23 protein-coding genes and 2 pseudogenes are annotated in these 22,244 nt (G+C 62.4%); 13 read left to right on the top strand and 12 right to left on the bottom strand.

The window, feature by feature from the left end; translation table 11 throughout:
- Window positions 1-22: 22 nt before the first annotated feature.
- Genes ACO59D_RS01825 through ACO59D_RS01845 form a run of 5 tightly spaced genes read right to left on the bottom strand, consistent with a single transcriptional unit; the run spans window position 23 to window position 4,670 of the window.
- Window positions 23-631: a phosphoribosylanthranilate isomerase gene (locus tag ACO59D_RS01825; protein WP_485125522.1), complete on the bottom strand. Its 609-nt coding sequence runs from the start codon at window positions 629-631 to the stop codon at window positions 23-25.
- The gene (gene trpC, locus ACO59D_RS01830; protein WP_485125523.1) at window positions 628-1,482 is read right to left on the bottom strand and encodes an indole-3-glycerol phosphate synthase TrpC; all 855 of its coding nucleotides are present in this window, start codon (window positions 1,480-1,482) and stop codon (window positions 628-630) included. Before trpC ends, ACO59D_RS01825 begins: the two co-directional genes overlap by 4 nt.
- Window positions 1,482-2,531, bottom strand: a complete 1,050-nt coding sequence (trpD, locus tag ACO59D_RS01835) for an anthranilate phosphoribosyltransferase (protein ID WP_485125524.1) — start codon at window positions 2,529-2,531, stop codon at window positions 1,482-1,484. Before trpD ends, trpC begins: the two co-directional genes overlap by 1 nt.
- A complete protein-coding gene (locus ACO59D_RS01840) occupies window positions 2,518-3,165 on the bottom strand; it encodes an anthranilate synthase component II (RefSeq protein WP_485125525.1) in 648 nt (215 codons plus the stop codon). Before ACO59D_RS01840 ends, trpD begins: the two co-directional genes overlap by 14 nt.
- Window positions 3,165-4,670: an anthranilate synthase component I family protein gene (locus ACO59D_RS01845; protein WP_485125526.1), complete on the bottom strand. Its 1,506-nt coding sequence runs from the start codon at window positions 4,668-4,670 to the stop codon at window positions 3,165-3,167. Before ACO59D_RS01845 ends, ACO59D_RS01840 begins: the two co-directional genes overlap by 1 nt.
- A gap of 1,124 nt (window positions 4,671-5,794) precedes the next feature.
- Between ACO59D_RS01845 and ACO59D_RS01850 the strand changes: the two genes are divergently transcribed.
- The 3 genes from ACO59D_RS01850 (at window position 5,795) to ACO59D_RS01860 (ending at window position 8,170) form a co-directional block, all read left to right on the top strand.
- The gene (locus ACO59D_RS01850) at window positions 5,795-6,541 is read left to right on the top strand and encodes an oxidoreductase (protein WP_485125527.1); all 747 of its coding nucleotides are present in this window, start codon (window positions 5,795-5,797) and stop codon (window positions 6,539-6,541) included.
- A 95-nt stretch (window positions 6,542-6,636) separates the two neighbouring features.
- The gene (locus ACO59D_RS01855) at window positions 6,637-6,903 is read left to right on the top strand and encodes a flavodoxin family protein (protein WP_130811172.1); all 267 of its coding nucleotides are present in this window, start codon (window positions 6,637-6,639) and stop codon (window positions 6,901-6,903) included.
- 163 nt (window positions 6,904-7,066) lie between these two features.
- Window positions 7,067-8,170, top strand: coding sequence for an AAA family ATPase (locus ACO59D_RS01860; protein ID WP_485125528.1), 1,104 nt, complete (start codon window positions 7,067-7,069; stop codon window positions 8,168-8,170).
- Between the two features lie 135 nt (window positions 8,171-8,305).
- On the opposite strand, the gene ACO59D_RS01865 is transcribed toward ACO59D_RS01860, so the two are convergent.
- Window positions 8,306-8,494, bottom strand: a complete 189-nt coding sequence (locus ACO59D_RS01865) for a hypothetical protein (RefSeq protein ID WP_485125529.1) — start codon at window positions 8,492-8,494, stop codon at window positions 8,306-8,308.
- A 105-nt stretch (window positions 8,495-8,599) separates the two neighbouring features.
- On the opposite strand from ACO59D_RS01865, the gene ACO59D_RS01870 reads away from it, so the two are divergent.
- Window positions 8,600-8,767: a DUF188 domain-containing protein gene (locus ACO59D_RS01870; protein WP_485125530.1), complete on the top strand. Its 168-nt coding sequence runs from the start codon at window positions 8,600-8,602 to the stop codon at window positions 8,765-8,767.
- A 347-nt stretch (window positions 8,768-9,114) separates the two neighbouring features.
- Here the strand turns inward: ACO59D_RS01870 and ACO59D_RS01875 are convergent, their stop codons facing one another.
- Together ACO59D_RS01875 and ACO59D_RS01880 are read right to left on the bottom strand one after the other, a co-directional pair.
- Window positions 9,115-10,002, bottom strand: a complete 888-nt coding sequence (locus tag ACO59D_RS01875) for an acyl-CoA thioester hydrolase/BAAT C-terminal domain-containing protein (protein ID WP_485125531.1) — start codon at window positions 10,000-10,002, stop codon at window positions 9,115-9,117.
- Window positions 10,003-10,759: 757 nt separating this feature from the next.
- Window positions 10,760-10,930, bottom strand: a complete 171-nt coding sequence (locus ACO59D_RS01880) for a hypothetical protein (RefSeq protein ID WP_485125532.1) — start codon at window positions 10,928-10,930, stop codon at window positions 10,760-10,762.
- Between the two features lie 149 nt (window positions 10,931-11,079).
- On the opposite strand from ACO59D_RS01880, the pseudogene ACO59D_RS01885 reads away from it, so the two are divergent.
- The 5 genes and pseudogenes from ACO59D_RS01885 to ACO59D_RS01905 all read left to right on the top strand — a co-directional run.
- Window positions 11,080-11,766 (top strand): annotated as a pseudogene (locus ACO59D_RS01885) (aldo/keto reductase); the annotation flags it as partial.
- 53 nt (window positions 11,767-11,819) lie between these two features.
- Window positions 11,820-11,960 (top strand): annotated as a pseudogene (locus ACO59D_RS01890) (aldo/keto reductase); the annotation flags it as partial.
- Window positions 11,961-12,095, top strand: coding sequence for a hypothetical protein (locus ACO59D_RS01895; RefSeq protein WP_485125563.1), 135 nt, complete (start codon window positions 11,961-11,963; stop codon window positions 12,093-12,095).
- Window positions 12,096-12,270: 175 nt separating this feature from the next.
- Window positions 12,271-13,701, top strand: coding sequence for an ATP-binding protein (locus ACO59D_RS01900; protein ID WP_485125533.1), 1,431 nt, complete (start codon window positions 12,271-12,273; stop codon window positions 13,699-13,701).
- A 43-nt stretch (window positions 13,702-13,744) separates the two neighbouring features.
- The gene (locus ACO59D_RS01905) at window positions 13,745-14,257 is read left to right on the top strand and encodes a YaiI/YqxD family protein (RefSeq protein ID WP_485125534.1); all 513 of its coding nucleotides are present in this window, start codon (window positions 13,745-13,747) and stop codon (window positions 14,255-14,257) included.
- Between the two features lie 12 nt (window positions 14,258-14,269).
- Here ACO59D_RS01905 and ACO59D_RS01910 read toward each other — a convergent pair whose 3' ends face one another.
- Entirely contained in the window at window positions 14,270-14,821 is a 552-nt protein-coding gene (locus tag ACO59D_RS01910; RefSeq protein ID WP_485125535.1) for a TetR/AcrR family transcriptional regulator, read from the bottom strand.
- Between the two features lie 123 nt (window positions 14,822-14,944).
- Here ACO59D_RS01910 and ACO59D_RS01915 point away from each other — a divergent pair, with 123 nt between their 5' ends.
- From ACO59D_RS01915 to ACO59D_RS01925, 3 genes are all read left to right on the top strand, one after another.
- The gene (locus ACO59D_RS01915) at window positions 14,945-15,697 is read left to right on the top strand and encodes a DAPG hydrolase family protein (RefSeq protein WP_485125536.1); all 753 of its coding nucleotides are present in this window, start codon (window positions 14,945-14,947) and stop codon (window positions 15,695-15,697) included.
- Between the two features lie 94 nt (window positions 15,698-15,791).
- Window positions 15,792-16,241 carry a MarR family transcriptional regulator gene (locus ACO59D_RS01920; protein WP_130811179.1) on the top strand — a complete coding sequence of 150 codons (450 nt, stop codon included), beginning with the start codon at window positions 15,792-15,794 and terminating at the stop codon, window positions 16,239-16,241.
- 1 nt (window position 16,242) lies between these two features.
- On the top strand, window positions 16,243-16,803 hold the full coding sequence (locus ACO59D_RS01925) for a cyclase family protein (RefSeq protein ID WP_485125537.1): 561 nt from the start codon (window positions 16,243-16,245) through the stop codon (window positions 16,801-16,803).
- A gap of 6 nt (window positions 16,804-16,809) precedes the next feature.
- On the opposite strand, the gene ACO59D_RS01930 is transcribed toward ACO59D_RS01925, so the two are convergent.
- From ACO59D_RS01930 to ACO59D_RS01940, 3 genes are read right to left on the bottom strand one after another with little or no spacing between them, the layout of a single operon-like run.
- Window positions 16,810-17,016 (bottom strand): hypothetical protein, encoded by a 207-nt coding sequence (locus ACO59D_RS01930; RefSeq protein WP_485125538.1) that lies wholly within the window; start codon window positions 17,014-17,016, stop codon window positions 16,810-16,812.
- A gap of 59 nt (window positions 17,017-17,075) precedes the next feature.
- Window positions 17,076-17,756, bottom strand: coding sequence for a DNA-3-methyladenine glycosylase family protein (locus tag ACO59D_RS01935; protein ID WP_485125539.1), 681 nt, complete (start codon window positions 17,754-17,756; stop codon window positions 17,076-17,078).
- Window positions 17,753-18,577, bottom strand: coding sequence for a methylated-DNA--[protein]-cysteine S-methyltransferase (locus ACO59D_RS01940; protein ID WP_485125540.1), 825 nt, complete (start codon window positions 18,575-18,577; stop codon window positions 17,753-17,755). The genes ACO59D_RS01935 and ACO59D_RS01940 overlap by 4 nt, the downstream gene beginning before the upstream one ends.
- A 1,456-nt stretch (window positions 18,578-20,033) precedes the next feature.
- Between ACO59D_RS01940 and ACO59D_RS01945 the strand changes: the two genes are divergently transcribed.
- Window positions 20,034-22,169, top strand: a complete 2,136-nt coding sequence (locus ACO59D_RS01945; RefSeq protein WP_485125541.1) for a Cna B-type domain-containing protein — start codon at window positions 20,034-20,036, stop codon at window positions 22,167-22,169.
- The last annotated feature ends 75 nt before the right edge of the window (window positions 22,170-22,244 follow it).

The raw sequence follows: 22,244 nt of genomic DNA on the forward strand, positions 1-22,244 counted from the left end.
CCTCGATTCCTGTAGTTCGTATCTACGCTGCACTGCGTACGGCAGCAACTGCCGCACGCATCTTTGCCGGGTCCTTCACACCGTCTGTCTCGATGCCGGAGCTCATGTCCACGGCCCAGGGATGGAGCAGCTCCACAGCCGCAGCCACGTTTGTGGGACCCAGACCCCCTGCAAGCACATAGGGCCTGCCGACATCTGCGAGAAGCGTCCAGTCGAACGTCTTCCCGCTCCCCGCGCCGGAATCGAGCAGGACCCTGTCTGCCGCGCTCTTCTTGGCAGCCGCCAGGTCCTCTGCGCCCCCTACCTTGAAGGCCTGCCAGATGGGGACATCCACGAGCCCCCTGAGCTCTTGGATATAGGCCTCATCCTCGTGCCCATGGAGCTGTACGGCTGAAAGGGAGCTCTTCGCCAGACGGGCGATGGTCTCCTTTGGCTCGTCCACGAAGACCCCGACGGCCTGGATGCCACGATCGAGCCCGGAGGCGAGCTCTGCCGCCCTCTCGGGGCTTACGTTCCTCTTCGAGCGGGGGCAGTCGACGACGAAGCCGCAGAAGTCGGGACGTGCGGCATTCACGGCAGCTATGTCCTCTGGTCTGAACATCCCGCAGAGCTTGGTCTTGGTAGCGCTCAAGCTTGCCTCCCCCTTCCGTCCAGCTCATGAAGCGCTGCTCCCCTATCGTCCTTCCGCATGAGCGCCTCGCCGACAAGCACGGCGTCGACGCCGCCCTGACGAAGGCGCGCGACATCTTCCGCCGTCCTGACGCCGCTCTCCGAGACGAAGATGCGCTCGGGTCCGACCAAGGGGCGAAGCGCGAGGCTCCGTCCGAAGTCGACCGCAAAGGTCCTGAGGTCGCGGTTGTTGGCGCCAACGGCACGGGCCCCTGCGGCCAGGGCGCGTGGCACCTCCTTAGGCTCATAGGCCTCGACGAGCGCCGACATGCCAAGCTGGTGCGCGAGCGCCACGAACGAGGCCAGCTCCTCGTCCGAGAGGATCGAGCAGATCAGAAGCACGGCCGAGGCGCCCAGCTCCTTTGCCCGGAAGATCATGTACTCGTCGACGACGAAATCCTTCCTGAGCACCGGGATGCTCACAGCCTCTGCGATAGCTGCAAGGTACTCGTCCCTGCCGAGGAACCAATACGGCTCCGTGAGGCAGCTGATCGCAGCTGCGCCTGCTTCCTCGTACTGGCCAGCGATTGCGACAGGGTCGAAGTCTGCCGCAATGAGGCCCTTCGAGGGAGAGGCACGCTTGACCTCGCAGACGAGGGACGTGCCCGGGCGCCTAAGCGCCTGCTCGAAGGGGAAGGTGAACTTGCCATCACGAGCCAGCTCTGCCGCTGCACGTACACGGGCACCTGCCTCAGCATCTTCGAGCGGACGTGCCTCCTTTTCCTCGGCGACGCGCTGCCTCGTGCGTGCAGCGATTGCCTCGAGCACATTGCCTTCGGGACGAGGCAGCGGCGTGGGAACTTCACGCTCCATCAGCGGTTGCTCTCCTCGATGAAGGCATCGAGCGTGGCAAGTGCAGCACCCGAATCGATCGTCTTCTCCGCAAGCCTCACGCCGTCGGCAATGCTGTCTGCGAGTTCTGCCACGTAGAGGGCAGCACCGGCATTGAGGACAGCGGCGTCGCGCTTGGGCCCACGGTCTTCTCCCGCAAGGATGGAGCGGACCGTTGCTGCATTCTCCTCCGGCGTGCCGCCGAGGAGGTCTTCCTTCTGACAGCGGGTGAAGCCATAGTCTTCCGGCTTGATCTCGAACGTGCGATAGTAGCCGTCCTTGAACTCGCAGACCATAGTCGGAGCGGAGAGCGAGACCTCGTCCATGCGGTCCTCGCCGTAGACGACAAGGGCACGCCTCACGCCGAGGTTCGAGAGCACCTTTGCGATGGGCTCGACGAGGTATCCGTCATAGACTCCGAGCAGGAAGAACGCCGGCCTTGCCGGGTTCGTGAGCGGCCCCAGGATATTGAAGACGGTCCTGATGCCGAGCTCCTTCCTGATGGGGCCGACATGGCGCATCGCTGCGTGGTAGCGCTGTGCGAAGAGGAAGCTCATACCGCAGGAGGCAAGCTCTTCCCTGACCTTGTCCGGATCCTGGTCAAGGTTCACACCGAGTGCCTCGAGGCAGTCGGCCGTGCCGCACTTCGAGCTTGCGGCACGGTTGCCGTGCTTCGTCACCTTGGCGCCGGCACCGGCACAGATGAGTGCTGCCGTCGTCGAGATGTTGAACGTGTTCGAGCGGTCGCCGCCCGTGCCGACGATCTCGAGCGTCTCGGTGCCCTCATGCTCGACCGGCGTCGCGAGCTCGCGCATCGCAGCTGCGCAGCCCGAGATCTCGTCGATCGTCTCTGCCTTCGTAGACTTCGTCGAGAGCGCAGCGAGGAATGCCGCATTCTGGGTCGGTGTCGTCTCGCCGCCCATGATCTCGCGCATTGTCGCATAGGCCTCGTCGTACGTGAGGTCTTCCTTGCTGACGATCTTCTCGATGGCTTCCTTGATCATGGTCTTGATCCTTTCATCCTGCTGCATCCTGCAGCCACTCTGTGCTCCTCAGATTCCAAAGGACGTCTTGGGCCCTCCCCTCCCGCCATCGCCTGGCTATCTTTAGGAAATTCTCAGCCATGGCAGGGCCTTCTGGGGTCATGACGGACTCGGGGTGGAACTGGACACCGAAGGTCGGATGCTCGGTGTGCTGGACGGCCATGACCTGCCCGTCATCTGCCCTCGCCACGACCTTCAGGCAGGTGGGCAATGCCTTCTCGTCTGCCGCGAGCGAGTGGTAGCGGGCGACCATGGTGGGAGACTCGATGCCCGAGAAGAGGGGGCAGGAGCTTTCGAGCGTGGTGAGCGATGCCTTGCCGTGCATGGGCTCGGGCGCATAGGTGACGACGCCGCCGAAGGCCTCGACGATGGCCTGGTGCCCCAGGCAGACGCCCAGGATGGGGACCTCGCCCGAGAAGGCACGCACCGCATCTTCCAGGATGCCCGCATCCTTCGGACGTCCCGGTCCCGGCGAGAGGATGAGGGCACCAAGGTCGAGCGCACCCAGCTCCTCTACCGTAATCTCGTCGTTCCTGAACACCTTGATATCGGAATCGAGCGCTCCGAAGAGCTGGTAGAGGTTGTAGGAGAACGAATCGTAGGAATCGATGAGGACAAGCATCAGGCAACCCCTCCCTCGGATGCCTCGAGCGCGACGACGACGGCACGCGCCTTGTTCCGGCACTCCTCGAACTCGCGCTCGGGCACGCTGTCTGCGACGATGCCGGCACCGGACTGGACGCAGACCTCGCCGTCCTTCTTGTAGGCAAGGCGGATGCCGATGCAGGTGTCGAGGTTCCCGGCAAAGTCGAGGTATCCGATGGCGCCGCCGTAGATGCCGCGCTTCCTGCCCTCGAGCTCGCGGATGATCTGGCAGGCACGGATCTTCGGCGCTCCCGAGAGCGTGCCCGCAGGAAGGATCGCATCGACGGCATCCACCGCGTCATGGCCCTCCGCGATCCGGGCGCTCACCGTCGAGCCGATGTGCATCACGTGGGAGAGGCGCAGGACCCTGTGGGACTCGTCCACATGGACGCTGCCCAGCTCAGCGATCTTTCCGAGGTCGTTCCTGCCGAGGTCGACGAGCATGTCGTGCTCGGCGAGCTCCTTCTCGTCTGCCAGGAGCCCCTCCTCGAGTGCCCTGTCCTCCTCCGGCGTCCTGCCGCGGGGGCGGGTGCCCGCCAGGGGATAGGTGAAGAGCCTGCCGTCCGTGAGCCTTGCGAGCGTCTCGGGGCTCGCGCCCGCGAGCTCGAGCGTGTCGCTCGCGAGGTAGAACATGTAGGGGCTCGGGTTCTCCGCGCGCAGGAGCCTGTACGTATCGAAGAGGCTGCCCTCCGCCTCGGCGCAGACAGGGTCCGAGAGCACGACCTGGAAGATGTCCCCCTCGTGGATGTGGCGCTTGGCCTTCCTGACCATCTCGCAGTAGCGCTCCTTGGTAAAGCGCGGCTCGAGAGGGCTTGCGAGCTTCAGCGGCTCGAACGTGGCCTCCTTGCCGTGGCGCAGGACCTCCCCCATGCGCGCGATCGTCCGCCCTGCTGCCGCATAGGCCTCTTCCAGCTTCCCCTCCGAGCCGTCCTGCGGAACCTCGACGCCTGCGATGAGGACGACGCGGCTCCTGTAGGAGTCGAAGGCGATGACGGAGTCGAAGAGCATGAGGTCCATGTCCGGGAAGTCCGCATGCTCGGCCTCGCCGCCCCTGAGCACCGGCTCCGCGTACTTCAGGTAGTCATAGGAGAAGTAGCCGACGAGGCCGCCCGCGAAGGGCGGCATGCCCTCGAGCTGCGGGCTCCTGTGGGCGGCCAGCACCTCGCGCAGGAACGCGCCGGGATGGTCGACCGTCTTTTCTGCGACGCCGCCCTTCCCTTCCTCCGTGCCGCACCGCACATGCAGCACCCCGTCGAGGCAGGTGATCTCCATCGTGGGGTCGAGCCCCAGGAACGAATAGCGGCCGCCCCTCTCGTCCGGCTCCGCGCTCTCGAGCAGGAAGACATGATGGCTTGCCCGCTTAAGCCTTCTTACCGCCTGGATGGTCGTGAGGCCATCCGAGAGCATCTCGCGGCAGACCGGCACGCGGCGGTAGCCGCCCGTCTCTGCAACCTCGCGCACGTCCGCAAGCGTTGGGCGCATGTCCCGCCTCCCTTCCCCGGAGACGGGAAAATGGGCCCGTCCCCGACTTCTTCTGCACAGCAGTTGAGTCAAGGACGGGCCCAGGCATGGGCTCGCGGTGCCACCTTGATTCACAGGCTCCCGCCCGTGCGCTTGGGGGCGCCATCACGCCCCTGGCAGCTGACGCGTGCCTGACGTCGCATACTACTGGGGAGCGGATGCCCCCTTTCGGTGCGCCCTCGGCGGCCCAATCAACGTCCCGCATTCCGGCCCGGATCCCAGCATCCCGGACTCTCTGTGCGTGCGCTGGCGCCTACCTTCCGCCTCGATGGTTTGGGTGTTGCTATTCGATTGGCGCACACTGTAGCGCGCCGGACCCTGGAATGCACGCATGCCGACCGAACAGTTCATCGCAAGGAAACAATCTCGAGGTACCGGTTGATTAGCGACTTCATGGGGCTGTATCAGAAGATACCGCCCCGCATGAGGCGGAGTCAGAGACGGCTCCGCCCCTTTTTTGATTAGGCATCGAGCCACATGAGTCACTGGGCTGAGCCAACCACGGGCATCTGCCATTCAATATATAAATATCTGATAGGATAGGGACATCCGGATGAAGGGGCCTTCCCATGCCAGGCCCGAAGTTCGACCGCTTCCAGCGGGACCAGCCGACGCTGCCCCCCACCCGCTCGGAGCCCTGGCCCCCGAGAACTCGCCCCCGCGCGTCATGGACATGGTCGTCCACCCCTTGACAGGCAGATGCCCACCGCCCCCATCCCAGCGGGGGGTACCCCGCCTACGACCCCGAGATGATGCCCAAGGCGGCCCCTATCGCCTACGCGAAGGGGACCTGCTCCTCGAGGGTGTACATCCGTCCTCCTACGTTTGGACGCATCGTCGGCAACGTCCTCTGCCGCAAACGGAAGGACCTCCGAGATGCTCGAGCAATCATCCCCGGAATCCATGCGTGCGGGGACAACGGGGCTCGCAAGGTCAGAGCAGATGCTCCCCATGCGCCAAATTCCCAACCCAAGGTCCCCTGCCAAGATTCCGAAGTTGCATAAGGTGCGGCTGTTGTGCGTGCAGCCGGCAATCACCTCGACAGACAGGCTGTCCGCATTCGCCTGAGGCCTGACGATTGGTCCGTGCCACTCTATGATGCTCATCCCCGTTCAACGCCGCATTTCGTGCTTTCTCGATTTGGCCTGAGAACAGACATGCCTACTTTTCTCGATGTGCCAAGGTCTTTCGATTTGACATTTGCGCACTACGAGGCATTTGCCAGAGATCCACTGGTAGGGCTCATCATCAGCGAGCACGGTTTTATGGATTCGGCCGGCAGCCTACATACTGCGGGCAGCACTAGTCACGAGTTCTCAACAGATGAGATCTCGTACATAACAGATGAAATCTCGTTAAAGGATGGGTTTGCCGCCGCGGCACAGCACGTGGGGCGCACTGGCGACGATGGCGTGGAACTCTACTCCAGCCATGGATATCTGCTCGGCCAGCTCTCCTTGCTGCTCACCAACGTTCAATCCGACGAATGCGGGTCGAGGAGCATCCAGAACCGGACACGTTTCCTGGTAGAGATGCTGCAAAAGACGTGCCTTGCCGTGGGGGAGGGCCTCCCCATCTCGGTTCGACTGGGTGGCAGCAACTGCGCCTTGGGCGGGAGCACCATTGCAGGCGCGGCTCAAGCTGCACATTTCTTGAAGCGCGAGGGCGTTGACCTGGTAGACCTCGCGGACGGAACGAACGTCTATATGTGTCGGGGCCACCGCGAACCCGGCTGGTCCTCTGACATGTCCACAGCGGTGCGGCAAGCCATTCACACGCCGCCATGCTTGCTGGCGGCGTTCGCACGACCAGCCAGGCAAAGCAACTGCTGAAGGACAGGGACGGGCCTCATCGGCGCTGGCCGGGCAATGCTCGCAGGCCCCTGCTGGAGACAGGTGGGACGATGGAAGCGGCAAGGGGGCGCGCAATGTCAGAGAAGACGCTGATGGTGGGCACGAGTCCGCGGCTGCATGGCAGCCCCAACATCCTTGCGAGGGCATTTGCCGATGAAGCCCGTCAGGTGGATCATGAGGTGGAGCTCGTGCCTCTCAACGCCCATCCGAAAGTCATTCTGGACCGTACGAACTGCCCGTATGCGGTGGAATGCCGCTTCCGCGACGCATGGTCTGCTCACAACTGCGAGGCAACAGCGTCCGAGGCACCCGAGCATGCGATTGGCAACCTGCGCGGCTAGCTCAAGGCGTTCAATAAGGCCCGGTTGAATGGCATTGTCTTTGCAGGAGGCACCGCGTCAGACGACACCGCGAAGGGACATCTCGCAGTTGATGAGGCGTGTACGCTTGGTGAGCGCGCTTGGGCACCTTGCCCGCAGTGGCGAACAAGGCGAAAGGTCACATATGGCTACTCCGAATCCCTTCACGCCGGAGTTCGGCAGCGTCCCTCTGGTAATGGCAGGACGCCAGAACATCCGAAGAGAATTCCTCGAGGCCTTCGAGCAGGGACGCGGCAACCCCAACCTGTCCAGCATTCTCGTCGGACCCCGAGGATCCGGGAAGACCGCCCTCCTCTCTTACCTTGCCAATGAGGCATCCAGCCAAGGCTGGATGGGCGTCAACGCTGTGGCAATGCCGGGAATGCTGGAAGACATCTACCAGCAGACGTGTCTCGCCTGCGAAAGAGCCTTTGGCAACAAGGCCAAAGGAATATCTCGGCTTACGGGGATAGGCGTAGGACCTGTGAGTGCAAGCTGGAGTGCGGCACCTGTCCAGGAACAGAACTGGCGGACACGTATGGAGGAGCTCATAGAGGAGCTCCAGAACGCTGACCTTGGCCTTCTCATTACAGTCGACGAGGCTGTGGCATCTTTGGACGAGATGGTCAGCCTTGCCGCCATTTACCAGCTCTTTGTACGCGAGCAGAAGCGGGTCTCCCTGGTGATGGCAGGCCTTCCCCACAATATCAGTGGGCTTCTCAACGATAGGAGCGTCTCATTCTTACGCAGGGCTCAGCGTCACATGCTGGGCACGATAGCGGATGCCGATGTGCGAAACGCCTTCAGCGAGACCGCCGCCATCGGAGGTCGCAAAGCTACCAAGGGTGCGCTTGACGCTTGCGTGCAAGCAATCGGTGGATACCCCTATATGCTGCAGCTAGTTGGGTTTAGAAGCTGGCAGGCCTCGGAGCTGCACAATGAAATCAGTCTTGCTGATGCCCGGCAGGGGATTCGCGACGCGCGGGAGGACTTCACACGGAGAATCCTAGCCCCAACGTATAGAGAGCTCTCTGACATAGACCTTCGCTTTGTTGAGGCAATGCTTGCAGACAGCAGGGAGAGTCGCATCGCCGACATCGCCGGACGCATGGGCGTCGAGAGCCGCTATGCCTCCAAGTACCGCAGCCGCCTCCTGGCGGCAGGCGTGATAGAGCAGGTATCACGTGGCGTTGTGCACTTTGCCTTGCCTGGCTTCAGAGAGTTCGCGACGCAAGAGCTGGGCGCATAAGGTCGCAGACGTACCCTGGCTTAGCATTGGGCCAAGGGTGTCACCGCCGCCATCGTGGGCTACGACAAGCCGAGTCGTGTGGGTGACGCGGTGCGTGCCCTCACCGTTAAACTGACACCGAGGGACGTCAACTTCCTAGATGAGCGCTGCCAGCCCCACGAACGCGTTGGCCCAAGGGCGCTCCCCTGCAAGAATCCCCTGAAAGACACGGACCACACACAGCTGAGCCTTGAGCTCTTCAGCGCCGCAACACCTATCCCCGCAGGCCAGAGCGGAGAGGAACACTCCCCCGATGCCGGATTGACTCCAGGTCTGTGTCGCCATCGTCACGTGATGCTGCGCCCTGAGCTGAAAACCGCCTTGCAGTAATGCTGTCCTTGCACACAAGAAAAGACGAGGGGCCCCGAGCACCCAGACCGCAGCTTCTGGGTGAGCACGCCGCAGGCAGGCATCGGCGCAGACTCGGCGGACTTCCCGATTGTCTCGTCACTCACGTCCAACGACGTGGCGATTACCCAGGACATCGGCCTAGCGGGCATCGTGCTAGGCCGAGCCGCCCGCGCCATCGGCGTGCGCGGACACGCGTACAACCCCTGACCATGGACTCATGATGTTCATCCGCCACGAGGAGAAGAGGGTCAGACGTTCCGAGGGCAGGGCCAAAGGGCCGGCAGCATTCACCGGCGAGGACCGCGGGCGCTTCTCGCGCAACCTGCGACAGCTGGTGCAAGAGGCCAGACGCGCAGACGACGGCGAGCAGAGCAGCCCATCCAGGTGGTGCTTGGCATCAGGGGAAGGGCAATCTGCGCCCTGCTCGAGATATTCAGCCCACACCATTGGATGCAATTGTGCAGCCTCAAACACCTGCCCAATGGGATGGCGGTCCTTCCCTTCCAGGACGTATCGATGACATGCGTAGCACACCTTGCGCAGCAGGGGGTTGATTACCAGCACTCCCCCACAAATCGCAGCGCATCCACGAGCGACTTCTGGGCCGAGGCCCAGCACTCGTCGGGGTGCCTTCGCTCCATCTTGAACAATCGCTTCGAACGCAGTTGCACGGGCACTAGAAGGTGGCTGGCATACCGGTAGCGAATGCACTCGTGCGGATAGGCAAAGCCCGCCGCGTCCAGACGTGCCATCATGGCGTCACACGACTTTGCCGAGGGCCACATGGAATCGTCCTCCGGCGTCTGCAGCAGGATGGGACCCTGGATTTTCTCCACCGGGATGAAGGCCTCCGCAGGTGCCTGGTCCTTATGCCTATAGCACGACTGCACGCTCATACTGCCAAGACGGAGACTGTCGCACACGACACGCCCCATATGTAGGTCAAGGGGCACCCAGGGGATGTCCTCCTCGCGAAATGAGAATGCAGAACCGGGGTACGTCTTCCCCTGGCTCATGCCCTGGGTGCAGGCATCACCTGGGCTCACGGCAATAACGCAGCTGACAAGCCCTGGAAGATAGACCCCCGAAAGCAATGCGAGAAGGCTGCCCATGGAGATGCCCCATACGCCCACCTTTTGGTAGCCAAGCGCGTTGAGCCTCGTGGCCGCGCGCTCCACAAACTCCAGCGGCACATGGCTGATTGCCCGGGGCAGTTCGGGCAGGTTCCAATACGCAAGCGCCATACTCGCGAGACCCGCGCTTGCAAACTTGTCAGCCATCGCTTTCACGAAGTAGTAGGAGCCGTCACTGCCGCCCACGAAGATAAGTGCCTTCCCGGGATGCCTGCTCTCGTGCGGCTCATAAAATGTTGCCTCAAAGCCATCGGCATTCACATGCATTACCGCACTCGGCCCACGCTTGGGCTCCCACTGCGCCTTCATGGTGGAATTCGTCTCTCCCCAACCCTCTAAGACATTTATAGTTAACTTATTCTAACTAATTGACCGCAATGACAGCCTGGAAAGAAGGGGCTGCCCCTCGCAACACACGACATCTTCTCGAAGGCAAGATGCGGCGACACGGATGCCTTCTTGGATCATCTCAGGCATATGGGCTGCCAGGAGGTGCGGTTCATCGACACAAACGAGATGGGCGGCCAGATGAAGGCCTTTCTGGACCGCACGAACCGCCTGTACACGGCGGACTGCCGCTTCCGCGACGTCTACCTGCTCGTAGCTGCAGAGGCGACGGCACCCGAGACCCCCCGAGCATGCCATCGACGGGCTTCGCGGATGGCTCAAGGTGCTCAATGGGGCCCGGCTGGGGAGAAACGCGTAAAGCCCCTGACACGTTAAAGCCCGAACTGCGGGTGCCGGAATCTGCGCTTCGGGTCTCCGGCACTCCACTCAACGTCGAAGACTGTGACCATGCGGACACCCTCATCAACGATGTAGTGCAGCGTGAACGGAGTATCCGACACGTGTAAGTGACGGCATGGAAACGGAGGGTGAGCAGCCGGGTAGTCTGGACTGTAGTCAGACCCCACAAACGGATAAGCCCCTAGCAGCTGAAACGCCTCGACCATCCTGGCCAGCGTACGCTCTAAAAGAATGTTCTCGTCCAGAAAGGTCTCCGCATAATCCGTAAGGAGAACTTTAGAAGGCTCGCGGTCAAGTCCCTGTGAACGTTTGGAAGCCATCACTTCCAACCCCTCTCCGCGCGTATGCGCGAAATGGCATCCGCAGCGGGAATCGTCTTGCCATCAAGAACATCCTGATAACCACGCATGAGGCCGTCGTAAACGGCTAGTTCCCTCTGACGAACCTCGTCCCTGAGAGACATGGCTCGGTCAAATGCCTCGGCGTTCATCACCACGACGGCTGCCTTGCCATTACGCGTGAGGGAGAGTCAAATAGACTTTGAGATACGTCCTATGCATATCAAAGTTATAGAAAGAGGCATTTCACATAGCAGACACCCGACCGTAGACTGGACACAGGCAAAGTGAGAGGAGCCCCATGGAGTACACGAACCTCGGCCAGACGGGCATCAGGATCAGCCGCATCTGCATCGGCGGCATGAGCTTTGGCAAGGTGTTTCCCGACTTCCACCAGTGGGTGATCGACCAGCCCGCAACGCAGGCGGTCATAAAGGAGGCGATCGAGAGGGGCGTCAACTTCTTCGATACCGCCAACGTATACGCACACGGCACCAGCGAGGAGTTCATCGGCCAGTCGCTCAAGAACCTGGGCGTCAGGCGCGAGGACGTCGTGCTGGCCAGCAAGGTCTACTTCAACGAGGGTTGCCTTTCTCGCGCGGCAATCGAGCGCGAGATCAAGGGTACGCTCAAGCGTCTTGGCGCCGACTACCTGGACCTCTACATCATCCACCGCTTCGATTACGACACGCCGATCGAGGAGACCACGGAGGCGCTCGACGGCCTGGTGAAAGCCGGCAAGGTCCGCGCGCTGGGCGCCAGCGCCATGTACGCGTACCAGTTCCACAACATGCAGGTCGTCGCGGACCAAAACGGCTGGACCCGCTTCAGCAGCATGCAGTGCCACTACAACCTGCTCTACCGTGAGGACGAGCGCGAGATGATTCCTGTCTGCCGCCAGTACGGCGTCAGCATCACGCCGTACAGCCCGCTTGCCTCCGGCCACCTGACGCGCCCGACCTGGGACTCCGACTCCAAGCGCTCCACCACCGACGGCACGATGAGAAACAAGTACGACCACGACCTCCACGCCAGATTGACATGCCGGTCATCGAGCGCGTGCACGAGCTGGCGGAGCGCCTGGGCGTGCCCATGGCGGACATCGCCCTGGCCTGGCACTGGGCCAAGGGCGTGGCCGCACCCATCGTGGGCTGCAGCAGGCCGAGCCGCGTGGATGACGCCGTGCGCGCGCTTGACGTCAAGCTGACGCCGGAGGACGTGGACTACCTGAACGAGCTGTACCAGCCCCACGAGCTCGTGGGGCCCAAGGCGCGCCCCGGCGAGAAGCCCCTGGCGGGGACCGACCGCGTGCGGTAGCGGACGCGCGACATTGTTGGGGCCATGCGGCCCCAGGCGGAGCTTGAACCGCCTGGGGCCGTTCTTCTCGCTAGGTGAACTCCTATCAAATGCAAATTACGTACTACATAGTACGGTACGATATAGTACGGTACTATGTAGTACGTAGGAAATCATCTTGTAGATTGGGGGCGCTATGTTCGTCGCACGCGAGAGGGAACTCGACGCGCTCGAGCGCATGTACCACAAGGACAGCTTCCAGATGGCGGTCATCTATGGCAGGCGCCGCGTGGGCAAGACGTCGCTCATCGACGAGTTCGCCAAGGACAAGCCCACGCTCTTCTTTACCGCGCAGCAGAAGACCACGCAGCAGAACCTCGAGCTGTTCAGCGCTGCCGCGTACGCGTTCCTTCACATGCCAGAGACGCTTCCGGCCTTTGGAACGTGGCATGACGCGATCTCCTTTGTTGCGCAGAGGGCTGCCAGCTGGGAGGCGTCGGACCCCTTTGTGTTCGTCTTCGACGAGTTTCCCTATGCCGCAACGGCAGACCCCTCACTCCCCTCAGCCCTGCAAATCGCAATAGACCATGGGTTCCTGCAGACAAACGCAAAGATTGTCCTCTGCGGGAGCAACGAGGGCTTCATGGAGACTGAGGTGCTAGGCAGCAAGAGCCCCCTCTTCGGCCGTAGGACCATGCAGATCAGGCTGCAGCCATTTGACTACCTGGACGCGGCGCGCATGCTACCGGGCGCAAGTTCCGAGGAACTCGTCGCCTACTATGCCACCTTTGGTGGAACCCCCTACTACCTTGCGCAGATCGAGCCAGGCAGGGGGTATGCGGCCAACGTACACGACCTGTGCTTCGATCGGCTTGGCATGCTGTACGAGGAGCCCCTCATGCTCTTGCGCGAGGAGCTGCAGGAGCCCGCGCTCTACAATTCCACGCTCGACGCAATCGGGTCAGGAGCCACCACCGCCTCGCGCATAGCGCAGCAAGCCGGCATAAACCAGAACTCCATCGGCAGGTACCTCAGAATCCTGAGTGACCTCGGCATCATCGAGAAGGCCGTTCCGCTGGGTGGCGGAACGTCCTCAAGGGACGCTCGCTGGCACATCAGGGATCCCTTCTTCGCATACTGGTACCGCTTTGTCAGCAGGTACCTCGGCAGCATCGAGGAGGGCGCTGGAGAGATCGTCTCAAGGTACGCAATCCAAGGCCAAGCCTTCGACACCTATGTGGGAAAGCAGTTCGAGAAGGTCTGCCTCCAGTGGACGATGCGCCAAAACGCGGCTGGCGAGCTACCCTTTGCTGCCCTGGAGTTTGGACAGTGGTGGGGCACGGACCCCACGGCGCACGAACAGGCAGACATCGACGTGGTGGCAACCAACGCCATCGAGCACGAGCTCCTGGTGGGCGAATGCAAGTGGCGGAACTCGTTCAACGAGAGCGACGCCATCAAGACCCTCGATCACCGCTCAACGCTGCTGCGGGGATTCAACCGGACGCACCTCGTGCTCTTCTCGAAGCGAAGCGTCAGTCCAGCAACGCAGCAAAAGGCATCTGAGCGAGATGACCTCCGTCTCGTAAGCGCAAGCGACCTGTACGCCGAACTCGAATCCAACTAGCACCGAGCAAGCCCAGGGGAGAAGAACGGATCTTGGAGGCCCGATGACCGTACTCTACATCGATGCGGACGCCTGCCCCGTAACTCGCGAGGCGCTGGCCGTGGCTCGCGACGAGGGCATCTCCTGCGTGATCGCGGGCAACTCCACGCAGAACCTAGAACGGTCCATCCGTGCGACGGACCGGCGCGAGCCGCGCGACCCCGAGCACCCGGACCGCGGCTTCTGGGTTAGCACGCTGCAGGTAGGAGTGGATGCGGACTCCGCCGACTTCGCCATCGTCCAGCGCCTGGCACCAGACGACGTGGTGGTGACGCAGGACATCGGCCTGGCGGACATCGTACTGGGGCGCGGGGCGCGGGCCATCGGTGTGCGCGGGCGCGTGTACAACCCGCTGATCATCGACTCCATGATGTTTATCCGTCACGAGGAGAAGAATGTCCGCCGCGCCGGCGGCCGCACCAAGGGGCCGGCGGCGTTCACCAGCGAGGACCGCTCGCGCTTCTCGCACAACCTGCGCCAGCTGGTACGGGAGGCACGGGACGCCAGTCAGGGCTGACGTCCCCCGCGATCAGGCGGGAAGGCAGCCCCGCAGCATCCCGTGCAGCGCGCGGTGCAGTTGCGGGGACAGATCCTCCGCTGGCATGGCGTCACGGTGCTCGTACCAAAACGAGCACCCGCCGACAAGAGCTTGGAATGCCATCTCCAGAGCAATGCCCCTCTCCCAGCCCTCGCGGTCGGTAACCCAAGGCCCGAGGTAGGACATGACAACGTCCTGCAGGCTCTCCACGAATCCCGGGTCGGTACGGACCAGCAGGTAAATGTGCTCGCCACACTCCACGTACAGGCGCGCGAAGCTCTCGATGGTCGCCCCCTCCGGCATGCTCTTGCGGGGCAGCGCCGCAAGCTCCGCAGCGACCCGAGCGACGAGCTCGTTCGCCAGCTCGGCCCGCAGCACATACACGTCATCGAAGTGCAGGTAGAACGTCGATCTGCTGCACCCGGCAAGCGAGGCAATCTCCTTCACCCCGATCTGGCCGATGGGACGCTCCGCATACAGCTGCCAGAACGCATCCGCCAGCTTGCGTCTGGTTCTGGCAACCACCTCCGGTCTCCTGTTCATGACAACCCCCTACTCTGGACAGATGGGTTGGATGTGTCGCTTGTTCGGCACCTCGCGAATGCCCTAGGCTTGCATCATAAGACACGGCGTCGTGCGTTCTACCACCTATTCCTTGGAGATATCATGCAGGAGCCACCCACTACAAGACCCACATCCGACAATGCGGAGCACCACGAGGACGCCCTGCCGGAGATCCCCGCGGACATCGCCGCCGCGCTGGACGAGCAGAGCATCACCCTGACGCCCTTCTCACAACGGAACGACATCCTGCTGGACCCGCGCCTGCAAGGCGAGGCCGGCTACCGCTTCTTTGACGACGGCGTGGCGCTGGTGTCCATGTACTGCCCCATGCCGGGCGTCACGCGCGAGATGGTGGGCTGGTGGTTCTGGTGGCACCCGCAGGCGAACGCGCGCTACCAGGCCTGGTACCCGGGGGCTCACAAGTCCATCGGGTACGCGCGATGCGATGCGGGCTACTTTGCCGCACCGGAGCAGCCACCGTTTCGCGACAATGACCAGTACCCGGTGGAGACCATCGGCGGTCGGACGGCGAACCTGGTCATACACTTCCGTTCGCCCAAGGAGATGGGCTTCTCGCCCGAGGCCATGCGCCGGGCCGGCGTGGGAACCGTCGTGTGCGGGCGCGTCGGCCTGCGCCACCTGTTCACCCACACCGAGATGGCCCACGTCTTCCTGCGGGAGGAGGACGGGCTCATGCTCGTCAGCCGCTTCTGGATGGGGCAGGACATCCGCTGTGAGTCGCTGCGCAGGGCCGTCATCACCGACGAGCTGGCGCGCGGCGTGGCAGAGCACTGCTGCGTGGAGTACCGCAACCTGGCTCGGATCCTGCCATGGATATACCGGGAGTTTCACTAGACGGCCGTAGGCTCTTCTCTTTTCTTGTTTCCATGGATACAAGTCTGTGCTATGCTCATCTTGTTTCCTAGGAATCAAGTAAACGAGGTGTCGCATGGAGGACGTGCTCAACCAGCTGGCCGAGTACATGGAGCGGCAGGAGGTACTGTCGCGCCTGACCGAGTCCGAGGGGCTGCACGGCTACAGCTACTCGGAGATCCACACTATTAGGGCCATTGGCGACCTGCCGGAACCCAACGTGAGCTCCATTGCGGAGCGCATGGGCATGACGCGTGGGGCGATCAGCAAGATTGCCAAGCGCCTGCAGGCGGACGGTCTCGCGGAGTCCTACCGGTTGGAGGGTAACCGCCAGAAGGTGCTGTACCGACTGACAGACGCAGGGCGCGTGCTGTACGACGAGCACGAGCGCAGGCACGCCCTGTGGCTGGAGCGTGACCGCAGGTTCGTGGGCGGTCGCAACGCTGCCGAAGTGTCCGCCGTCCAGCGGTTCCTGGCCGACTACAACGACTACCTCAAACGGAAGATCGAAGAGCTTGGAGGATGACATGAACCTGCATGACCTAACGCTGCGGATAACCCCAAAGATGGTGCGCGACGCGCAGGGAAACGAGAAGAAGGCCCTGGTTGGGCACCTGGGCACGCACTTCGACGTGATGGACAAGGAATTCCCACTCGAGTACTGCGGCCGCCCCGGCGTCGCTTTCGACGTGAGCACCGTCGCCGACCGCGAGATCGGCGTGGACGACGTCGACCTCTCGCGGGTGGAGAAGGGCATGTTCGTGGCGTTCCGCACCGGCTTCATCGAGGAGGAGGGCTACGGTTCGCGTCGCTACTTCACCGAGCACCCGCAGCTTTCCGTCGAGCTGATCGAGCGGCTGATGGACCTGCACGTGAGCATGGTGGGCGTCGACTTTGCCGGCGTGCGCCGTGGCCGCGAGCACACCCCCATGGACCAGCGCCTGGCCGACCAGGGAATCTTCGTAGTGGAGAACCTCTACAATCTACAGGAACTGGTGCGTACCGAGAGTCCGGCGGCCGTCTACACGTTCCCCATGAACTACGAGGGAATGACGGGGCTCCCCTGCCGCGTGGTGGCGGACGTCTAGCGCCAGCTACCAGCACTCCCCCACAAACCGCAGCGCGTCCGCGAGCGACTTCCGGCCCGAGGCCCAGCACTCGTCGGGATGCCTTCGCTCCATCCTGAACAGCCGCTTCGAGCGCAGCCGCAGGGGCACCAGGAGGTGGCTGGCATACCGGTAGCGAATGCACTCGTGCGGCTCATAAAATGTTGCCTCAAAGCCATCGGCATCCACATGCATTACCGCACTCGGCCCACGCTTGACGAGCCTGCCCTACCGGCAGGTAAGGAGTAGGCGCATCAACCCCGATTCTTCTTGTGCTTGGCCTTTGCCTTTGCCTTTGGCACGTAGTCGTGATCGTAGCCAGGGACATCCATGTGTGAGACGGCCCATAGGTACAGGCTGGCCACGCTCCCATAGGGGGAGTAGCGCCTGCGGTAGCGCTCGAACATCTGCCTTGTCACCCTGCGGTGGTGGTACACCATGCGCATACCGCGTTGGATGGCAAGGTCGCCATACGAGAGGATGTCAGGACGGCCGAGGTTGAACAGCAGAAGCATCTCCGCCGTCCACTCGCCTATGCCTGGAAGCGAGCTCAGGGCCTCGATGGCTTCCTCGTCAGGCATGTGCTCTACTGCATCCAAGTCGAACTCGCCGGACGACACGCGACTGGCGACGCCCTTCACGTACTCGGCCTTCTTGAACGTGGTGCCGCACGACTGCAGCTCCTCCACAGTCGCGGCATTCACGGCCTCGGGTGTGACCTCTCCGAGCCGCTGCTGCAACCTCGCCCACACGGTAGCCTGTGCGGCATTGGAAACCTGCTGTCCGATGATGTGATGAACGATGCCCGAGAACAGGCTTCCCTCGTCCATCTGGCGGTACACGTGCCCCACCGCATCCATGGCAGCGGCGAGCTTCTTGTCGCGCGACCTGAGGCAGTCGACCTCCGCGTCCCCGTACTCGAAGTAACGCGTCATGAGCCGCTTCCCTTCAGTCGCTCTGGGTGACACAGCTTGCAGGAGCGGAACCCCGCTGATTCGGCATCCCCGGCTGTGGGGAAGTAGCGACAGTTCTTCTGCATGGGAACCTTTGCCCGGCAGTCGGGACAGCAGTAGACCCCCGTGGATGTCACGCCCACGAAGAAGACGCCTGCAAAAGAGCTGTCACGCGCCTCCTGCACCAAGTGCATCTGGTCGGGAGTCAGGTCTTCGAACCTGTACTGCTGCCCCCGACCCACAAGGGCAGCGTTCGGGACGCCCTCGAGTGCCGTGCCCTTGTGGGGAACCTTGAATTCGGGCTTGAGCGCATTCTCGTGCTCAAGCAGGGCAACCTTCCGCGCAATCCCACCGGCAAAGCCCGTCAGGCTGCCGTTCGCTGCAACCACACGGTGGCAGGGCACTATCACGCACAGCGGATTGTGACCTACGGCACTGCCCACTGCACGCGGGGACTGATGCCGGCCCGTCTTGGATTCCAGTCGCTTGGCAATGGCACCGTACGCCATGGTCTCCCCATAGGGAATATCGAGGAGGACCTCGCGCACAAGCAGCTGGAACTCCGTACCGCGCGCTGTCAGCGGAAGGTCACGGGGATTGGGCTTCTCGCCAGCGAAGTAACGATCAAGCCACGACTCCGCCTGCCGGAGCACGGGAAGATCCTCACGACGCTCCAAGGTCTTGTCAGCAAGTCCATGGCCGAAGTGGCGGTCGTTATCAAACCAGCAACCGGTTATTCCCTCGCCGTCACTCGTAACGGTGAGCGTTCCTACGACGGGGGTGTGATACTCGCAGAAGTACATGACTCTCCTATCGTTTTTGCCGAATCGTATATTGCCCTCCAAGCAATCGGTGTTTGGGCACCCTTCCGTTCACGAAAGCTATCGCTTTCGAAGGGTGGCGCCTCTCGATCTGACAGGCTTGGCAACTGTTGCACTGCTCGGCGTCATGCTCGGGCACGATGCACCCTTCGATACCAAAGTCGTTCCGCGGCGGCTTCATGCAGCTACTAGCCCGTTCGGGCAGCCGCGTGACGCCCACGCGAGATGGAATGGGGCTCTATCGCATGGCGCGGGGGGTCCTCCAGAGCTGCGACCAGATCTACGCGGACTTTTCCCAAAGGCCCGAAAGCAGCTACCGTGTACATGTGGGCGTGCCTCCCATCCGTTCGACCGTGCTTTTCCCAAAGCTACTCTCCGAAGGAGAACGTACGTAACCGTCGGGGACCTGCGCGACGTCCCTCTCATACTCCAGATCAGATGACGGCCTCGCCCGACAGAGTCACTGCTGCCCTTGAGAAGGGTAACGATGGCTCCCTGGTCACGATTCCGTTTCACCCGAAGAGCACGGGCGCCTTCGTGCTCGTATGGCCAAGGGCTGGCTATGCAAACCGCAACGTCCGGGCCTGAATCGAGCTTGTGAGAGGGGCATTTGCAGGCCAGGCTCCAAGCTAGGTGGCCCGCTCGGTCGTGGCGAGCAGCAGATTGCCACATCTCGTAAGCCGCGACTATCTCGCCGTAGTAGGTGATGTGCATGTCACGGTTGGAGCCGAAATCCGTACCATAGAGGTCCTCGGGATGGGAGCGCTTCAAAAGGCCCGCAGGCAGAGCATCACGATCCTGCAGTTGACGATGCGCAACGCAGCATTCCAGCGTAATTGATGCCTCGGATATGGCGGGCACCGAGACAATCTGTAGAGCCACCGCATGCAGCCCCAGCTCCCTGATCTTGTCGGCGTCTCTCCCAGACACGCTGCCCGCACGCCCCAGAATCGTGCGGCCGAAGCCCTCTTCGAGGATGCCAATGGCAGACTCGCCCATCCTGTCCAGCAGGCGTGCGAGAGAAGCGACCCTTGCACACAAACGTAATGAACACGGGCTTTGCCCATTCGACACCCAGCATGCCCCACGAGATGGTCGTGGCGTTCACACGGCCGCCCGCAGCCATAGCGAGAAGCGCACTCCTGTTCACCGCTGGCAGAACCCCGTCGGCACGCGCCAGCACGTCAATGCTCTGTCCCATATGTTGCCCCGCCTCTCGAGTCTTGCTTCTCCGGAGATTATGCCACTCCAGCGCGACGACAAGCCAATTCGAAAGCCCAACTGCCATCGGCACGCGCGGGCGATGGCTGATGTCGTGTCACATAATAAGGTCATTTCTGTCTTTCACTGACTCGCCCTGACCACAAGATTGCCAGTGCACGACATAATGGATATGCAGTACAGTATGGTGTCACTATCCAGGGGAAATGAGGAACACATGAAGTTGCGGGGACTCCTCTGCATCGCAATCACGGCACTCCTTGCTGCCTGTATGGGTATCCAGGTGAGCAGTACGACTGCCTTCGCAGAGCAAGAAGAGAATGGCAGCACTTCTTTCACGGAACCAAGTGCGAACGAGGTGACCTCCCCAAGCCCGGCCAACGGAAGCCCCGTGTACGTCAACGGCTCAACGGGTGATGACGCAAACCCAGGCACCGCGGAGTTGCCGGTCAAGACCTTTGCCAAGGCCAAGGCGCTCATGGAGGCCAACGACGCAGACACCATCTATGTGACGGGTGCCATCGCGCTCTTCGGCACCTCCGAGACGTGGGACCTCGGCGGCAAGACCCTCGAGCGCGAGGCCACCTACACAGGGGAACTCGTCCACGTGGATCGCGGGGCCACGCTGACGCTCGAAAACATCGTCATTGACGGCAGCAGTGGAAGCGGTTCCACGGGGAAGGCCACGGCAACCGATGGGAGTGGCGGCTCGCTTGTCGGCGCCTTCAATGGCAGCACGGTGACTGTGGGGAATGGCGCCATCCTGCAGAACAATAGCATCCAGAGCAATGGCCACTGGTATCCCGAGGGCGGCGGGGCCGTCTTCGCCAACGGAAGCATCGTGAACATCGAAGGTGGCACCATACGCAACAACTCAGCCGTGCACGGCGGCGGCATTTATGGCATCTACGATTCGACCATCAATATGTCGAGCGGCACCATCGAAGGCAACCGCGCAATCGAAGGCAACAGCGCCACCTTGGGAGATGAATACGGCGGAAGTGGCGGCGGCATCTGCGCGGCCAACGGTTCCGACGTCAACTTCTCCGGCGGGACCATCACGAACAACTCCGCCTTCGAGCGCGGCGGCGGAATCTCGATGGGCACCTACTACGCTTCGGAGAAGGACAGCCCCGTGCTCACCATGACGGGTGGCACCATCTCGAACAACACCGCGGGCGGCGGCGGTGGCGGCATCTTCGTGCAGGCGGGCTACAGTGCGGAGGGCAACGACGGAACGCCCACCTACAGCATCGCCCACATCACGGCCGGCGACATCACTGGCAACTCCGTGACGGCCACCGGCAACGGCAGCGCGATGTTCGGCGGCGGAGGCATCTATGTCAACGGCTACTCCAGCGCCTACAGCGCCTTCCACAACGGCGAGCTCTACCTTTCCAACGTAGAGGTCTCCGGCAACTCGGCGAGCACTGCGGGCGGCGGATACGCGGCCTGCCCCGTGTCCGTGACCGAGATCAGCCTGACCAACGGCGCGGCGTTCTACGGCAACACCACCGACGAGGGCAACGCACGCGAGATCTACATCCTGGCAGCGACCTACCTGGGCACGCACAGTGGCAACCCTCCCTATGAGATCTCACCCTCCATGCTCGGCGGAGGCACGTACAAATGGGTGTACGACGACGGCACCGAGGTCCCGCTCGACCAGCTCAAGGGCGTCCTGAGCGCCATAGACAACCAGAGCCTGTCCCTCAGCAACGACTTGGGCACCGGCAGCCCCAATGTGCAGAAGGCGCTCACCCTGTCGAGGGTGCACATCACCGGCAACACGTCCGTCACGCGCGGCGGCGGCATTGGGTCCAACGGCAGCGTGTTTATCGGCAAGCATGTCGACACGACGGAAATTCCCGTCACCAAGGCCTGGGAAGACGAGAACGACAAGGACGGCCTGCGCCCCAAGTCCATCGGGGTAAACCTCTACCGTGACGGGGAGTATGTGGGCTACCAGACCGTGACCCCCGACAGCGACGGCGTGTGGACGGCAACGTTCGCGAACCTCCCCAAGGACGATGCCGAGGGCCACGAGTACTCCTACACGGTCGAGGAGCGTGCAGTCGACAGCTACACGTCCAAGATCGCAGGCGATGCCACGGGCTTCACCATCACCAACACGAGGGAGACGGTGCCTCAAGAGCCGCCCAGCGAGAACCCGACCACGCCGGAGGTGCCAACTACGCCACAGGCTCCCAAGGGCGAAACGCCCGCCTCTCCAAAAATCCCGGACACCAGTGACGCCTCTATGGATGTGACGGGGTTGCTGGTCATAGCTGCCATAGGCTGTGCCCTACTCTGTGTGGCAGCCATCGTGCGCCAAAGGAACAGTAGAAAGTAGGTAGGATTTTGGGGCTGGGGACAAACCGTAGCGTTTGCCCCCAGCTCACGCGTGCCGCCCATCCAAATGACTATC

The organism is Tractidigestivibacter sp., from assembly GCF_057241865.1.

What these genes read in the sequence shown, in the direction of transcription:
- trpC (WP_485125523.1), bottom strand. Translation starts at nt 1,482, where the DNA reads ATGGAGCGTGAAGTTCCCACGCCGCTGCCTCGTCCCGAAGGCAATGTG.
- trpD (WP_485125524.1), bottom strand. Translation starts at nt 2,531, where the DNA reads ATGCAGCAGGATGAAAGGATCAAGACCATGATCAAGGAAGCCATCGAG.
- ACO59D_RS01840 (WP_485125525.1), bottom strand. Translation starts at nt 3,165, where the DNA reads ATGCTTGTCCTCATCGATTCCTACGATTCGTTCTCCTACAACCTCTAC.
- ACO59D_RS01845 (WP_485125526.1), bottom strand. Translation starts at nt 4,670, where the DNA reads ATGCGCCCAACGCTTGCGGACGTGCGCGAGGTTGCAGAGACGGGCGGC.
- ACO59D_RS01855 (WP_130811172.1), top strand. Translation starts at nt 6,637, where the DNA reads ATGTCAGAGAAGACGCTGATGGTGGGCACGAGTCCGCGGCTGCATGGC.
- ACO59D_RS01860 (WP_485125528.1), top strand. Translation starts at nt 7,067, where the DNA reads ATGGCTACTCCGAATCCCTTCACGCCGGAGTTCGGCAGCGTCCCTCTG.
- ACO59D_RS01865 (WP_485125529.1), bottom strand. Translation starts at nt 8,494, where the DNA reads ATGGCGACACAGACCTGGAGTCAATCCGGCATCGGGGGAGTGTTCCTC.
- ACO59D_RS01875 (WP_485125531.1), bottom strand. Translation starts at nt 10,002, where the DNA reads ATGAAGGCGCAGTGGGAGCCCAAGCGTGGGCCGAGTGCGGTAATGCAT.
- ACO59D_RS01880 (WP_485125532.1), bottom strand. Translation starts at nt 10,930, where the DNA reads ATGAACGCCGAGGCATTTGACCGAGCCATGTCTCTCAGGGACGAGGTT.
- ACO59D_RS01900 (WP_485125533.1), top strand. Translation starts at nt 12,271, where the DNA reads ATGTTCGTCGCACGCGAGAGGGAACTCGACGCGCTCGAGCGCATGTAC.
- ACO59D_RS01905 (WP_485125534.1), top strand. Translation starts at nt 13,745, where the DNA reads ATGACCGTACTCTACATCGATGCGGACGCCTGCCCCGTAACTCGCGAG.
- ACO59D_RS01910 (WP_485125535.1), bottom strand. Translation starts at nt 14,821, where the DNA reads ATGAACAGGAGACCGGAGGTGGTTGCCAGAACCAGACGCAAGCTGGCG.
- ACO59D_RS01915 (WP_485125536.1), top strand. Translation starts at nt 14,945, where the DNA reads ATGCAGGAGCCACCCACTACAAGACCCACATCCGACAATGCGGAGCAC.
- ACO59D_RS01920 (WP_130811179.1), top strand. Translation starts at nt 15,792, where the DNA reads ATGGAGGACGTGCTCAACCAGCTGGCCGAGTACATGGAGCGGCAGGAG.
- ACO59D_RS01925 (WP_485125537.1), top strand. Translation starts at nt 16,243, where the DNA reads ATGAACCTGCATGACCTAACGCTGCGGATAACCCCAAAGATGGTGCGC.
- ACO59D_RS01930 (WP_485125538.1), bottom strand. Translation starts at nt 17,016, where the DNA reads ATGCATGTGGATGCCGATGGCTTTGAGGCAACATTTTATGAGCCGCAC.
- ACO59D_RS01935 (WP_485125539.1), bottom strand. Translation starts at nt 17,756, where the DNA reads ATGACGCGTTACTTCGAGTACGGGGACGCGGAGGTCGACTGCCTCAGG.
- ACO59D_RS01940 (WP_485125540.1), bottom strand. Translation starts at nt 18,577, where the DNA reads ATGTACTTCTGCGAGTATCACACCCCCGTCGTAGGAACGCTCACCGTT.
- ACO59D_RS01945 (WP_485125541.1), top strand. Translation starts at nt 20,034, where the DNA reads ATGAAGTTGCGGGGACTCCTCTGCATCGCAATCACGGCACTCCTTGCT.